The organism is Shewanella dokdonensis, from assembly GCF_018394335.1.
Taxonomy (GTDB): Bacteria; Pseudomonadota; Gammaproteobacteria; order Enterobacterales; family Shewanellaceae; genus Shewanella; species Shewanella dokdonensis.
This window is the reverse complement of sequence record NZ_CP074572.1, coordinates 3,403,339-3,417,130: the sequence shown is the minus strand read 5'-3', so window position 1 is coordinate 3,417,130 and position 13,792 is coordinate 3,403,339. Positions and strand designations below refer to the sequence as shown.

General features: G+C 47.5%; 9 protein-coding genes. 2 read left to right on the top strand and 7 right to left on the bottom strand.

The genetic code is table 11. From position 1 onward, the window contains the following. Window positions 1–55: 55 nt before the first annotated feature. Entirely contained in the window at window positions 56–1,024 is a 969-nt protein-coding gene (metA, locus tag KHX94_RS16460; protein WP_213683494.1) for a homoserine O-acetyltransferase MetA, read from the bottom strand. Window positions 1,025–1,246: 222 nt separating this feature from the next. On the opposite strand from metA, the gene KHX94_RS16455 reads away from it, so the two are divergent. After that, the gene (locus KHX94_RS16455; RefSeq protein ID WP_213681444.1) at window positions 1,247–2,005 is read left to right on the top strand and encodes an SDR family NAD(P)-dependent oxidoreductase; all 759 of its coding nucleotides are present in this window, start codon (window positions 1,247–1,249) and stop codon (window positions 2,003–2,005) included. A 62-nt stretch (window positions 2,006–2,067) separates the two neighbouring features. Here the strand turns inward: KHX94_RS16455 and ompW are convergent, their stop codons facing one another. The 5 genes from ompW to purL all read right to left on the bottom strand — a co-directional run bounded on the left by ompW (window position 2,068) and on the right by purL (window position 11,294). Beyond that, the gene (gene ompW / locus KHX94_RS16450) at window positions 2,068–2,709 is read right to left on the bottom strand and encodes an outer membrane protein OmpW (protein WP_213681443.1); all 642 of its coding nucleotides are present in this window, start codon (window positions 2,707–2,709) and stop codon (window positions 2,068–2,070) included. Window positions 2,710–3,350: 641 nt separating this feature from the next. Continuing rightward, window positions 3,351–3,461, bottom strand: coding sequence for a cytochrome bd-I oxidase subunit CydX (gene cydX, locus KHX94_RS16445; protein ID WP_213681442.1), 111 nt, complete (start codon window positions 3,459–3,461; stop codon window positions 3,351–3,353). A 12-nt stretch (window positions 3,462–3,473) separates the two neighbouring features. Beyond that, window positions 3,474–4,634 (bottom strand): cytochrome d ubiquinol oxidase subunit II, encoded by a 1,161-nt coding sequence (cydB, locus tag KHX94_RS16440; protein WP_213681441.1) that lies wholly within the window; start codon window positions 4,632–4,634, stop codon window positions 3,474–3,476. A gap of 16 nt (window positions 4,635–4,650) precedes the next feature. Then, a complete protein-coding gene (locus tag KHX94_RS16435; RefSeq protein ID WP_213681440.1) occupies window positions 4,651–6,225 on the bottom strand; it encodes a cytochrome ubiquinol oxidase subunit I in 1,575 nt (524 codons plus the stop codon). A gap of 1,187 nt (window positions 6,226–7,412) precedes the next feature. Next, window positions 7,413–11,294 (bottom strand): phosphoribosylformylglycinamidine synthase, encoded by a 3,882-nt coding sequence (gene purL, locus KHX94_RS16430; RefSeq protein ID WP_213683493.1) that lies wholly within the window; start codon window positions 11,292–11,294, stop codon window positions 7,413–7,415. A 292-nt stretch (window positions 11,295–11,586) separates the two neighbouring features. On the opposite strand from purL, the gene mltF reads away from it, so the two are divergent. Continuing rightward, window positions 11,587–13,035 carry a membrane-bound lytic murein transglycosylase MltF gene (mltF, locus tag KHX94_RS16425; protein WP_213681439.1) on the top strand — a complete coding sequence of 483 codons (1,449 nt, stop codon included), beginning with the start codon at window positions 11,587–11,589 and terminating at the stop codon, window positions 13,033–13,035. A 220-nt stretch (window positions 13,036–13,255) separates the two neighbouring features. On the opposite strand, the gene tadA is transcribed toward mltF, so the two are convergent. Beyond that, a complete protein-coding gene (gene tadA / locus KHX94_RS16420) occupies window positions 13,256–13,729 on the bottom strand; it encodes a tRNA adenosine(34) deaminase TadA (RefSeq protein ID WP_213681438.1) in 474 nt (157 codons plus the stop codon). Window positions 13,730–13,792: the final 63 nt, after the last annotated feature.

The window sequence follows — 13,792 nt, the reverse complement described above, 5'->3', positions numbered from 1 at the left end:
ACAGGAGATTAAAGCTGATGGGCAAACTGCTAGGATAGAATACTAACAAGCCACCTTAACGGTGGCCTGTTAGTACTTTTGTATTCGCTTGTTCCCAAGGGGTTTTGGCACTGAGATCGCTAAGATCATAGGGGGTGAGCTGATATACGTAATAATTGAGCCAATTACTGATCAGCAGATTGCCATGACCAAACCAACGAGCTACCGGCTCAGCATTAGGGTCATCGTTACGAAAGTAATTCTTCGGAATTTGTGGTGCGATACCGGCGGCAAGATCTCTGAAATACTCGTCACGCAAAGTCCCCTTTCGATATTCAGGATGCCCAGTGACAAATAGATTTCGATGGTCTTTACTGATCACCAGATAAGCACCAGCCTCTGTTGATTCTGCCAATACTTGCAACTGCGGATGTGCCTTTAGCTCGGCAACGTTCATTTGTGCATAGCGAGAATGAGGGGCGTAAAATACGTCATCAAAGCCACGCAGCAAAGGGATATGAGCCTTCACGCGCGTATGTTCAAACACTCCAGAGCATTTGTTATTAAGGATCTCACGCTTTAACCCATAAAGATGAAACAAACCCGCATGAGCGGCCCAGCACAAAAACAGTACCGACGTCACATGTGTCTGCGACCAGTCGATCACCTCTTTAATGTGATCCCAGTAAGTCACCTCTTCAAAATCCAGCTTACCTAAAGGTGCACCAGTAATGATCAGACCGTCAAAGTTACGCTCCCGCACTTCATCAAAATCCCGATAAAAGGTATTCAGATGATCCAACGGCGTATGCTTGGATTCTTTGTCGTGGATCCGCAATAAATCGATATCCACCTGTAATGGTGTATTACTCAAAAGACGCAACAACTGCGTTTCTGTTTCAATCTTGTTAGGCATCAGATTGAGGATCAGCACTTTCATCGGCCGAATATCCTGCATCGCTGCCCGGCTTTCAGACATCACAAAGATGTTTTCAGATTCAAGCACATCGGCCGCAGGTAAATTATCGGGAATTCTTACGGGCATCATCCGCCTCTTTATATTTGGTGGAGAACAGGGTTCTCCGGTTATCGCAGAGCATCTGTGTCGCCATGAGCGGTTAGTAGCCGCAGCAGACTTTAATACCACAGAGAGATAACCGTGATCATACATAAAGACTTCTGGATGTCTATACTTCCATGACTAATTCTTGAGAAGGGACGACTATCCACCTATTATAAGACCCAATTTCAGCTGTAGAGTGCCATTATGTCCAAGACCTCCGCCATTATTGTTGGTGCCAGTTCAATGCTAAGCAAGGAGATTGCGAGGCAGTTATCCTCACAAGGAATCGAATTGGCATTGCTGGCGCATGATGCGGAGAGTCTCCGCGAATTTGCTGCCGAATTACCATCCGCTGCGAAAGTTTATGATCTGTGTATTGAAGATCCACAACAACTCATTCCGCAGTTAGAACGTGTCTGGCAAGAGATGAATGAGGTACGTCTGCTATTGGTTAATACCGGACTGAATTCTTATCATCCCGACTTACCTTGGGCGCTGGAGCAGGAAATCATCGATGTGGATGTTCGTGGCTTTGCCGCCATTTGTAACACGGCTTTCCGTTTATTTCGCGAGCAAGGGCTCGGTCAAATTGCGGCAATAAACTCTATCGCCGGACTGCGCGGCGGGCCAAGCGTGGCATTTCACGCCGCTAAAGCCTTTGCGCAAAATTACTTGGAAGGGCTGTCAATGCATGCGCAGCGACTGAAGTTACCCATTACTATCACAGATATTCAGTTGGGATTGCTGGATAAAGCGGCGCTACAACACAGCCGTATATGGTTGTCCCCGGTAGATGAAGTTGCCCGCCAGGTAGTGAGTGCCCTGATGAAAGGGAAGCGCCGGGTCTATGTCACTAAGCGCTGGCGTCTAGTTGCTTGGCTTACCCTGCTACTGCCCGAATATATCTACAACACCCGTCACTGGAAAAAGAAAAACGCGAAAGAGCCCGCAGCCATTGAGTAACAAACCTATCAAACATAAAAAAGGCGCTAAATGCGCCTTTTTTAGTCGCCCCCAACAGGCTATTAGAATACGTAACCAACACTGATCATATAAACCCATGGGTCAATGTCAGTATCGATTTTGTAGTTAGTATCATCCATGGTGAATTTTACATCAGTATTGATCTTGGCATACCAAACAGAAGCATTAACCAGCCAATCTTTGTTGATCTGATAATCCAGACCCACTTGAGCGGCAAGTCCCCAAGAATTACTCATACTAAGATTATCCAATCCTAAATCTTTGGCACCTTGGTTGAAGTCATTATCAAAGAACATAGTGTAATTCACACCAGCACCGACATAAGGACGCAACTTAGACTGAGCATTACCAAAATAATACTGAGCAACCAGCGTTGGAGGTAATTGCTTGGTATCCGCAATAGTGCCAACACCGTTTAACTTAACATCGTGGCTAAATGGGGTGGCAGCAAGTAGTTCAATACCAACATTATCAGTCAGCATATAAGCAAAATTCAGCCCCAACTGAGTGTCATTGTCTACATTGAACTCCCCAAAGCCCAATACATCGTCACTTGATTCGTTTGGAGCTACCACCACGGCACCGGCGCGAACAATAATGTCCCCAGCCTGATGCGCCATTGCCGGTGCAGCAGCAGAAAACAGTGCAGCAACTATCAATCCTGACAGGATATTCTTTTTCATTTACTCACTCCATAGCGACTTGATACCGCATCAATTTTCGTGATTTTTATAACAACCGCACCTACCCTGCCACCTCATAACGCACGTAACATTGATTTAAATCAAACTTTCAAGAATGTCCATCAAACTCACGACACGATTGAACAATTGATCACATAATCAATAAGATACATATTTTTTGCAGGTTTTAAACTGTGCGATAGTTAGCATTTAGAACGGCAATGGTGATGAGATTTTACCCTGCATGAAATTGTGCTAAATCATCTAAATCTGATGATTACCCGCCTACGGCAAATGTAGAAAATTAGATTATTATGCTGAATAATTTAAATTATTTAGAATATTATAAAAATACAGTAATCACAAAGTATCAAGCATGACCTCACGCATCACGTTGCAGAATTACCAAGCAGTACCCACGCGTCTGGCAAAAAACGTGCTGAGAAATACCCCCAGAAATGCATTAAGGGCAGATGCAGTACTTGCCTAGCTTACCCGCCGGTACGCACACACATGGGGGCCCGCTAATTACCCTGGTCGATACAGGTCTGCCTCGGCTTGCAGCTCTAGGAAAGGAGGTAAATAAAAAGCCCCCAAAGCATATACTTCAGGGGCCTTTATGTTTCAGTTACTAGCTACACTTATTCTACGTCGTCTCTATCCATGTTCTCTGTATTTTCCAACCAGAGTGCATTGATAATACCGAAGGAACAAGCCAGCAATAAACCTAATACCCAAGTGAAATACCACATACTTGCTGCTCCTTAGTAAAGTGAAGTACTGTTGGATTCAATATGCTGGCGACCGATACGTCCATACATTTTGTAGTATGTGTACAGAGTGTATCCCAGTACCGTTGGCACAAAGATGATCGCAACCCAAGTCATCACAGTCAGAGTCAGGTGACTAGCAGTAGCATCCCACATTGTCAGGCTCACACTCGGATCCAGTGAAGAAGGCATCACAAATGGGAACATAGACACACCACAAGTCAGGATCACACCCGCAATAGTCAATGAACTAAACAGGAACGCGAACCCTGAACGCCCCATACGACTGGTAACAACTACCAGCAGCGGCGACACCAGGCCCAGAACAGGGAATATCACAGTTAATGGGTACTTGCTGTAGTTTGCCAACCAAGCACCAGCCTCAACCGCAACCTGTTTATTGGTAGGGTCAGAAGCCGCGTGGGTATCCAGTGCAGACTTGATGACATAGCCATCAATACCATAAGCCAACCATACACCGGCAATGGCAAACAGCACCAGAATAGCCAATGACAGGATCTGCGCTGCGCCAGCCACACGGTTACGCAGTTCACCTTCAGTCTTCATCTGTAACCAGCAAGCGCCCTGATTCATGAACATGGCAGCACTGATTAATCCCGCCAGCAAACCATAAGGATTTAACAGATACAGCAGGTTGAGGATCCAGTTACTGTCACTTGTTCCATAGTAAGGACGCAGGTATTCGTCGAAGTGGAAAGGCACACCTTGCAGTAAGTTACCGAAAGCCACACCGATGACCAGTGGCGGAATAAAACCACCGATAAACAAGCACCAATCCCAGGTTTTACGCCACTTTGGATCCTCAATCTTGGAACGATAGTCAAACCCTACCGGACGCAGCCACAACGCCGCCAACACCAAAATCATCGCCACGTAGAATCCTGAGAAGGAAACCGCATATACGGTTGGCCAGGAAGCAAACAGTGCCCCACCGGCAGTGATAAGCCATACCTGGTTACCATCCCAGTGTGGAGCCACGGTATTGATCATCACACGGCGATCAGTGTCGTCTTTGCCAACAAATGGCAATAAGGCACCAACCCCCATGTCAAAACCGTCTGTTACCGCGAAACCAATCAGCAGAACACCTACCAGTGCCCACCAGATAAATCTCAATATTTCGTAATCAAACATGGTCTAATCCCTCTGCTCAGGCTTCCAATTTTTCAAAATGATAACGGCCTGTCTTCAGACTGCTGGGGCCACGACGTGCAAACTTAATCATCAAGAACAGCTCGATAACCAACAGCACGGAGTAGATCAAGGTAGCAGTAATAATACTGAACCACAGATCACCAACACTCAGAGTTGACGCAGACATATAAGTTGGCAGAACTTCAGAGATAGTCCAAGGTTGACGGCCATATTCGGCCACAAACCAACCACATTCGATAGCAATCCACGGCAATGGCAAACTGTAGAAGGCGGCTTTAAGTACCCAAGGCTTTTCTTCTATCTGATGACGAGTGCTCTGCCAGAATGCTGCGGCGAATACCAGCAACATGATAACACCGAGAGCAACCATCAGACGGAAGCTGTAGAACAGTGGTGCCACATTAGGAATAGAATCCTTAGCAGCCTGCTTCACCATTTCGTCGGTAGCATCGACCACTTTATCTGTGTATGGCTTCAATAGCAGCCCATAGCCCAGATCCACTTTCTTCTCTTCAAAAGCGGCCTTGTCAGCGGCGTCAACGACTATGCTAGGATCTTTCTTAGCCGTACGCAGTTTTTCCAACAGTGCATAAGCTTGCATACCATTACGGATGCGGGCTTCATGTTCTTTCACCAAGTCGTGAATACCAGTGACCTGTTCGTCAAAAGAACGGGTAGCAATGATGCCCATTGCATAAGGGATCTTGATAGCGAAGTCGGTTTCCATCTCATTCTGATTTGGGTAACCAAATGCAGTGAATGATGCAGGTGCTGGTTCGGTATGCCATTCAGCTTCTACGGCGGCTAATTTAACACGCTGTACTTCGCCCATACGGTAGCCAGATTCATCACCCAGCACGATTACCGATAGAATTGATGCCATACCGAAGCTGGCAGCAATAGCGAATGAACGTCGAGCAAATGGCAGATCACGTTTTTTCAGGATGTAGTAAGCACTGATCGCCAGCACAAACATAGAACCCGCAACGTAGCCAGAAGCCACAGTGTGAACAAATTTCACCTGAGCGACCGGGTTAAACAACACCTCGGCGAAGCTGGTCATCTCCATACGCATGGTTTCATAGTTGAACACTGAACCCACCGGATTCTGCATCCAACCGTTTGCCACTAAGATCCACAAGGCTGACAGGTTTGTTCCCAATGCCGTCAACCAAGTTGCAGCAAGGTGCTGGCGCTTAGACATGCGATCCCAGCCGAAGAAGAACATCCCCACAAAAGTGGACTCAAGGAAAAATGCCATCAAACCTTCAATGGCCAGCGGCGCACCAAAAATATCCCCTACATAATGGGAATAATATGACCAGTTGGTTCCGAACTGGAACTCCATCGTCAAACCGGTAGCCACCCCCAGCGCAAAGTTGATACCGAACAATTTACCCCAGAACTTGGTCATGTCCTTATAAACCTGCTTATTAGTCATCACATAAAGTGATTCCATAATAGCCAGCAGGAAGGTCATACCCAGAGTGAGGGGAACAAACAAGAAGTGATACATGGCTGTCAGCGCAAACTGGAAGCGCGATAGCTCAACAACCTCTCCAACTATCATTTGTGACTCCTTACATGGTATTCCATCTGCCCGTTTCAATCCCCATTAAAACGACCCGATGGTGAGTAGGATAGCGTTAGTAAATTTGTAAATTTCTATCCGATGCTGTTCCATCAGATAAACCATCCAAATGATTCTCGAACGGCATTTCAGCAGCGCTAACCTCACAAATATGGTTTTTGCCGCCTAATCGTGACGCGAATCACACTTCATTAGAATTTTGTGTATTACTTCAAAACCCACCTTCTCCGAGATACTTATAAAACATTAAATATCAGTGAGTTGGTTAAATGCATTCGTCAAAATTCGCCACTATTTTATACCACCTGATTTTGACTCAAATCAATCAAACCCTTGGCTTTAAGCGGTTTTTGAGGCGAGCGGCACACTCAGCATAAAAGCTTATTGACAACTATAGTTACACGTGATAGGAGTTAGGCAAATTTAACTATTTCCCGCTGTTTTTACGAACTCCATAGAAATAACCAAAAAAATCACCATAAATAAAATTTTTATTTTTTAAGCTTAATATTTTTATAAGATTAAAATTTAACCAATACCTAATACTTAATCATAATCAATTGAAATATAATGTTTAATTATTTAAACAACAATTTAAATTAGATTTATTTTATAAATATTGATAAATATAACTAATCATTGATTTAAATTTTTAAGATTTTTATTCTGCTAACATTAACAACACAAGTGCACCGTTATGCCGCAATCGACAGCAGCAATAGCGGCCACATATAGCCAACAGCAGCGATAAAGCCCTATCAAGAATGCCATTTTTTCGTCAATTATTGGCAACAACCTACCTATATGTACTTCATATCCTTTTGTTTTATTTGGTAAAAATAATTAACAGTAGCCATAACGTTAATGACTAGCACTATCAATAAAATTATTATGAAGTTCTTATGCGGTGAAAGGTGTCATGGAAGTCATAAAGGAGTGGCATAATCGCCAAAGTATTGTTTGCACGGCAAAATGGACTTTGCAGTAAGCTAGTCTGCCGCTTTGTCTTAAGACTTAGTTTTACTCACTTCAGTGGTAACGAAAATACGGTTTACAGGATAACATATTGAATTTATGTATTTTTAAGTACTAGACAACGCATATGAAAAAGGCGGGTATTAAATTTACCCGCCTTTTTGGTATCAGAAAAATCTTATATAACTAGATTAGCCGACATTGACTCGGGCATTACGGAACATTCTCATCCAGGGACTATCTTCTCCCCAGTTATCCGGATGCCATGAGTTAGCCACGGTACGGAACACTCGTTCAGGATGCGGCATCATGATGGTTACCCGCCCATCATTAGATGCTATACCCGCTAACCCCGCTGGCGAACCATTCGGATTTTGCGGATAAAGCGTGGCAATTTCGCCATTGCCTGTCACATAGCGCAATGCCACTGTGCCAGTTTGCTCAGCCTGTTGCTGCGCAATGTTCGAAGCAAATTCAGCACGGCCTTCTCCATGGGAAACCGCAATGGGCATTCTGGAACCACTCATGCCATTAAAGAACAGCGACGGGCTCGGTTGGATTTCCACTAGGCTGAAACGCGCCTCAAACCGCTCTGAACGGTTGCGAACAAAACGCGGCCAATGTTCCGCCCCAGGAATAATATCCTTGAGATTAGACAGCATCTGACAGCCGTTACATACGCCGAGCGCAAAACTATCTTCACGGGCAAAGAACTGACTGAATTCATCTCTGGCACGGGCGTTGAACAGAATTGACTTAGCCCAGCCCTCACCCGCTCCCAACACGTCACCATAAGAGAAACCACCGCAGGCCACCAGCCCTTGGAACTGTTGCAGTTTGATGCGTCCAGAAAGTACATCTGACATATGCACATCGATACTAGCAAAGCCCGCACGATCAAAAGCTGCCGCCATTTCTGTCTGAGAGTTAACCCCTTGCTCGCGTACAATGGCAATTTTGGGCGCCACACCTTTGAGAATATAAGGTGCGGCTATATCTTCCTGAGGATCGAAGCCCAGCTTCACAGTAAGCCCTGGATCGGTTGCATCTTGTTTCAAGGCAAACTCTTCGCTAGCACATTCAGGGTTATCACGCAGCGCCTGCATGCGGTATGTGGTTTCAGACCAAAGCTTGCGTAGTTCTGTGCGACTCGCACTAAAGACGGCGCGAGAGCCGTCAGAAAAACGCAGCACATCCTCTTGATTAATCACCGCAATTGGCAAACAGTTAACCCCTGCCGACTGATACGCTTGGGTGATGTTGGCCACATCGGCGGCAGCGACTTGGATAACAGCCCCCAGTTCTTCATTAAACAAGCGAGCAATATCGCTGCCGGGCAAGGCACTTAAATCCACATCCAGACCAGTATGACCAGCAAAAGCCATTTCACTGAGCGTAACAAACAAACCACCATCACTGCGGTCGTGATAGGCCAGCAACTTACGTTCAGCCACCAGTGTTTGCGTAACGTTAAAGAAGCCTTTAAGCACTGCCGCATTATCAACGTCAGGAGCTTGGTCGCCCAACTCGCCATATACCTGTGCTAGACAAGAACCGCCCAAACGCTGCCGACAGTTAGCAACATCCACCAGCAATAATGCAGAGTCACCTTTATCACTACGTAGCTCAGGCGTTACGGTATGACGAATATCACGCACCGCCGCAAAGGCCGAAATAATCAGTGACAAGGGTGCAGTAACGGCTTTCTTGCCGGCACTATCTTCCCAAGCGGTTTTCATTGACATGGAGTCTTTACCGACAGGAATGGTCAATTGCAGTTCTGGGCACAATTCTTCACCCACAGCTTTGACTGCCGCATACAAACCGGCATCTTCACCAGGGTGCCCAGCCGCGGCCATCCAGTTAGCAGAGAGCTTAATGCGCTGTAAATCGCCGATATCCGCACCGGCAATATTAAGCAGTGACTCAGCCACCGCCATGCGCGCTGAAGCAGCAAAATCCAGTAATGCCAGCGGCGTACGTTCCCCCATCGACATCGCTTCACCCGCGTAAGTGTCATAGGAGGCAGCCGTCACCGCGCAATCGGCCACAGGCACCTGCCAAGGGCCGACCATTTGATCACGATTGACCAAACCCGTTACCGTACGGTCGCCGATGGTGATCAGGAAGGTTTTGTCGGCCACGGTGGGCAAACTCAGCACGCGTTTTACCGCTTCAGCGACTTGGATCTGGCTCTTATCCAGCGGCTTACCACTTGCTTGAAGACTGGAAACATCCCGGCTCATTTTCGGCGGTTTACCTAAAAGCACTTCCAGCGGCAGATCAATCGGTTTGTTGTCAAAATGGGTGTCATGCAGACTCAAGTGTTCTTCGGCGGTAGCTTCGCCGACTACGGCAAATGGGGCGCGTTCCCGTTCACAGATTGCGGTAAAAGTCTCAAGCTTCTCGGCGGCAACGGATAACACATAACGTTCTTGTGATTCGTTACACCAGATCTCCAACGGACTCATGCCGGGTTCATCAGACGGCACATTGCGCAGCTCAAACTTACCGCCCCGCCCGGCATCACTGACCAACTCTGGGAAGGCATTCGACAAACCACCCGCGCCCACGTCGTGAATAAACTGGATCGGGTTGTCTTTACCCAGTTGCCAGCAACGGTCGATCACTTCCTGACAGCGGCGTTCCATTTCTGGGTTATCACGCTGCACTGAGGCAAAATCCAAGTCTTCACTGGATTGGCCGGAAGCCATAGAAGATGCAGCACCGCCACCCAAACCGATGTTCATCGCCGGGCCGCCCAACACAATCAGCTTAGCACCGAGCGAAATTTCGCCCTTTTGCACATGTTCTTCGCGGATATTACCCAGACCGCCGGCTAGCATGATCGGCTTATGGTAACCACGCACTTCCACACCATTATGACTGTTGACCTGCTGTTCATAAGTACGGAAATACCCCAGCAGCGCCGGGCGGCCAAACTCGTTGTTGAATGCCGCACCGCCCAGAGGGCCATCGAGCATGATGTCAAAGGCACTGACAATACGTTCAGGTTTGCCATAATTCCCTTCCCACGGTTGCACAAATCCGGGGATCCGCAGATTTGACACACTGAAGCCAGTCAGCCCCGCTTTCGGTTTTGAACCGCGGCCAGTAGCGCCTTCATCACGTATTTCTCCGCCCGAGCCGGTAGCCGCGCCAGGGAAAGGACTGATGGCGGTTGGATGGTTATGCGTTTCCACCTTCATCAAAATATGTACGGGTTCGGTGTGATAACGATAAACCCCATCCGTGTCTGGAAAGAAACGCCCAGCCTCGCAGCCGGTCATTACCGCGGCGTTATCTTTATAAGCCGATAACACGTATTCGGGTGTTTTTTCAAAGGTGTTTTTAATCATCTTGAACAGTGACTTGGGCTGAACTTCATTATCAATCGTCCAGTCAGCGTTGAAGATTTTATGGCGGCAATGTTCTGAGTTCGCCTGGGCAAACATCATCAACTCAATATCGTTGGGGTTACGCCCCAGTTTGATGAAATTTTCCACCAGATAATCGATTTCGTCATCTGCCAGCGCCAACCCTAACTGCCGGTTAGCACTTTCTAATGCCCGACGCCCTTCGGCCAGAATATTGATACTGACTAACGGATTTGGCTCCGCTTTCTGGAACAGGCAAGAAGCATCGGCAAAATGCTCTAACACCACTTCCATCATACGGTCGTGCAACAATGACTTCAGTTGTTGCAATTGCGCGGCATTTAGCGCCGGCGTCTGCACATAGTACGCCAGCCCTCGTTCCAACCGTTTAATCTGAGCCAGACCACAGTTATGTGCAATATCAGTTGCTTTAGAAGACCAAGGAGAAATGGTGCCAGGACGAGGAGTAACAAACAGCAACAAGCCCTGCGGTTCATGAGATTCTATGGCGGGGCCATAAGTGAGGAGCTTTTGCAACTGAGTTCGAGCAGTATCGGTCAAAGATTCGGTCACATCAGCCAAATGAATATATTCTGCGTAAATATCCTTGACCGACAGCCCTGCGGCACTGCAGGCTTGCAACAATTTTTGCACTCTGAAAGCAGAGAGTGCCGGGGCTCCGCGGATGATTTCCATCACGTCTTATCACCTTATTTAAATAGGATTACAGGGTCAGAAGTGGCGCTATTATAGGGAAATATCGGGGTTAAATCACCTCGCAGTTTGCGTAATTAACCGCCATCTATGGTATAAACTTATTCAATAAGAGGAACATAGCGTTCAGCTCACCAAACAACGCCACAGATTGTTTGGGATGCAAACGCAACTGTTGAGGCAACAGGCTGAAATGTAGGAGTAAATTGTCCGGCAGCGGGATACTGCCAAAGTTGATAACAACTACAGCCAAGATCTCAATTAGCGACAACTAATGAAAAAACTGACTGCTGTTTTCACTGCGCTTCTGTTGCTGGCCGGTTGCCAGAAACTGCCCATGACAGAAACGCCCCCACCAACACCTCCCGGTCAATTTGAGACCCTGCGGGTGGGCACGCTCTATGGCCCGCAAATTTATGTGGCTTCCGCTCGAGGTGACAGCGGGTTCGACTACGAATTGGCCTCCCGTTTTGCAGACTTTCTGAATAAACCGTTGGAAATGGTGCCTTATGGCAGTATCCACGAACTCTATCATGCGCTGGACGAAGGGCAGATAGATCTGATTGCCGCGGGTTTGGGTGACACCGACATTCGCCGCAACCATTTTCGTCTCAGCCCGCCACTCTATCATGTCAACCAATTGCTGGTGTACCGCGAAGGCAACGCGATCCCCACTGACTTGAGCAGCCTTTCAGAGCCGCTGGAAGTGGTTGCCGATTCTTCCTTTATTGAAACACTGGAAGATCTCAAACCTGAATACCCATCGCTGCAATGGCAGGAAGTGAACGACAAAGACAATGAAGAACTGCTGTCGATGATTGCCAGTGGCGAATTGCAATACACCATTACCGATTCTACCAGTTTGGAGATTAACCGCCGTTTTATGCCGGAGTTACGTGCCAGTTTGGTACTCAAACAACAACAACCCGTTGTTTGGCTACTGCCTCGCAATAACAGCGATCCATTAATGAGTGAATTATTGCGTTTCTGGCATCAGGAAAAACGTGATGGCACCCTCGATCATCTGGTAGAAAAATACTTCGGCCACGTGAAACGCTTTGACTATGTGGATACCCGCGCGTTTATCCGGGCTGTGAAACTGCGGCTACCACAATTTGAGTCTTGGTTTAAAAGCTACGCTGGCGAATTGGACTGGCGAAAACTGGCGGCCACCAGCTATCAGGAGTCCCACTGGAACCCGCGCGCGCGCTCACCAACCGGTGTTCGCGGCATGATGATGTTGACCATTCCCACCGCCCAGCAACTCGGGGTAGACGATCGCCTCGATCCGCAACAGAGCATTCGTGGCGGCGCTGAATACCTAGCGAGTATTTTGCAGACGCTGCCCGCTTCCATCCCCGACGAAGAACGGATGTGGTTTGCTTTGGCATCGTATAATGTCGGCTTTGGACACGTAGAAGATGCCCGCGTACTGGCAGAAAAACTCGGGAAGAATCCCAGCGCCTGGAAAGATGTCAAACAGGTACTGCCACTATTGCAAAAACGTAAGTATTATCAAGAAACTAAATACGGTTATGCCCGAGGCAGTGAAGCTGTGCAGTATGTGGATAATATCCGCCGTTACTACGACACGCTAGTATGGCTGGATAATCAACATGATCAGCAAACATTAGCAGACAATAACAGCAGCGATGTGCCAGATGCAGCAACTGAGGCAAACGATATTTCAGGAGCTGAAGCAGAAGCGGTGCAACCACGTTAAGCACAACGGATGTCACTGGCGCTTATCACAATAACCTGTTAACGTGAGGACGAATTTACTATCAGGATCGCCAATGAAAGCAGGTTCAATCAATCGTAACGCCGCCCACAGAAGGCGTCTTATCAAGAAAGTCCACCGTAAACGCATTTTTGCCAGAGAAAGATTATTTTCCGGCTTTTATTACATTAATCATCACCACCATCACCACAACTGCCCTGTTTTAGCTGTTTCCTTTCCTGGCGACGGCGTCGAAAAAACTGCTGAGTAGTTCACCACATTCAGTTGCTAACACCCCACCAGTCACTTGCACTTGATGATTGAACTGGGGTTGTTGCAACAGATCCAGCACCGAGCCCGCCGCGCCGGTTTTAGGATCTGCCGCGCCGAAAACTAACCGTCCTACCCGACTGTGTACCATAGCCCCCGCGCACATGGCGCAAGGTTCCAAAGTAACGTACAAGGTGGTATCCAATAAGCGGTAGTTCTGCAAGACTTGCCCGCCTTGGCGTAAACAAAAAATTTCCGCATGGCCACAAGGATCATGACTGCCAATAGGTTGATTACGACCTCGGGCAATCAGTTGGTTATCTCTGACCAATACTGCCCCCACAGGCACTTCTCCGGCAGCTTCTGCTTCCCGCGCCAGAACCAGCGCTTGCTGCATCCAATAGTTGTCATCCAGTTGTTCTGTCATAGCGACTCATTCGTTGGCGTTCCACAAAACAAAGAGCGCCGCAGCGCCCTTTGAAATCTTTCC

What these genes read in the sequence shown, in the direction of transcription:
- metA (WP_213683494.1), bottom strand. Translation starts at nt 1,024, where the DNA reads ATGCCCGTAAGAATTCCCGATAATTTACCTGCGGCCGATGTGCTTGAA.
- KHX94_RS16455 (WP_213681444.1), top strand. Translation starts at nt 1,247, where the DNA reads ATGTCCAAGACCTCCGCCATTATTGTTGGTGCCAGTTCAATGCTAAGC.
- ompW (WP_213681443.1), bottom strand. Translation starts at nt 2,709, where the DNA reads ATGAAAAAGAATATCCTGTCAGGATTGATAGTTGCTGCACTGTTTTCT.
- cydX (WP_213681442.1), bottom strand. Translation starts at nt 3,461, where the DNA reads ATGTGGTATTTCACTTGGGTATTAGGTTTATTGCTGGCTTGTTCCTTC.
- cydB (WP_213681441.1), bottom strand. Translation starts at nt 4,634, where the DNA reads ATGTTTGATTACGAAATATTGAGATTTATCTGGTGGGCACTGGTAGGT.
- KHX94_RS16435 (WP_213681440.1), bottom strand. Translation starts at nt 6,225, where the DNA reads ATGATAGTTGGAGAGGTTGTTGAGCTATCGCGCTTCCAGTTTGCGCTG.
- purL (WP_213683493.1), bottom strand. Translation starts at nt 11,294, where the DNA reads ATGGAAATCATCCGCGGAGCCCCGGCACTCTCTGCTTTCAGAGTGCAA.
- mltF (WP_213681439.1), top strand. Translation starts at nt 11,587, where the DNA reads ATGAAAAAACTGACTGCTGTTTTCACTGCGCTTCTGTTGCTGGCCGGT.
- tadA (WP_213681438.1), bottom strand. Translation starts at nt 13,729, where the DNA reads ATGACAGAACAACTGGATGACAACTATTGGATGCAGCAAGCGCTGGTT.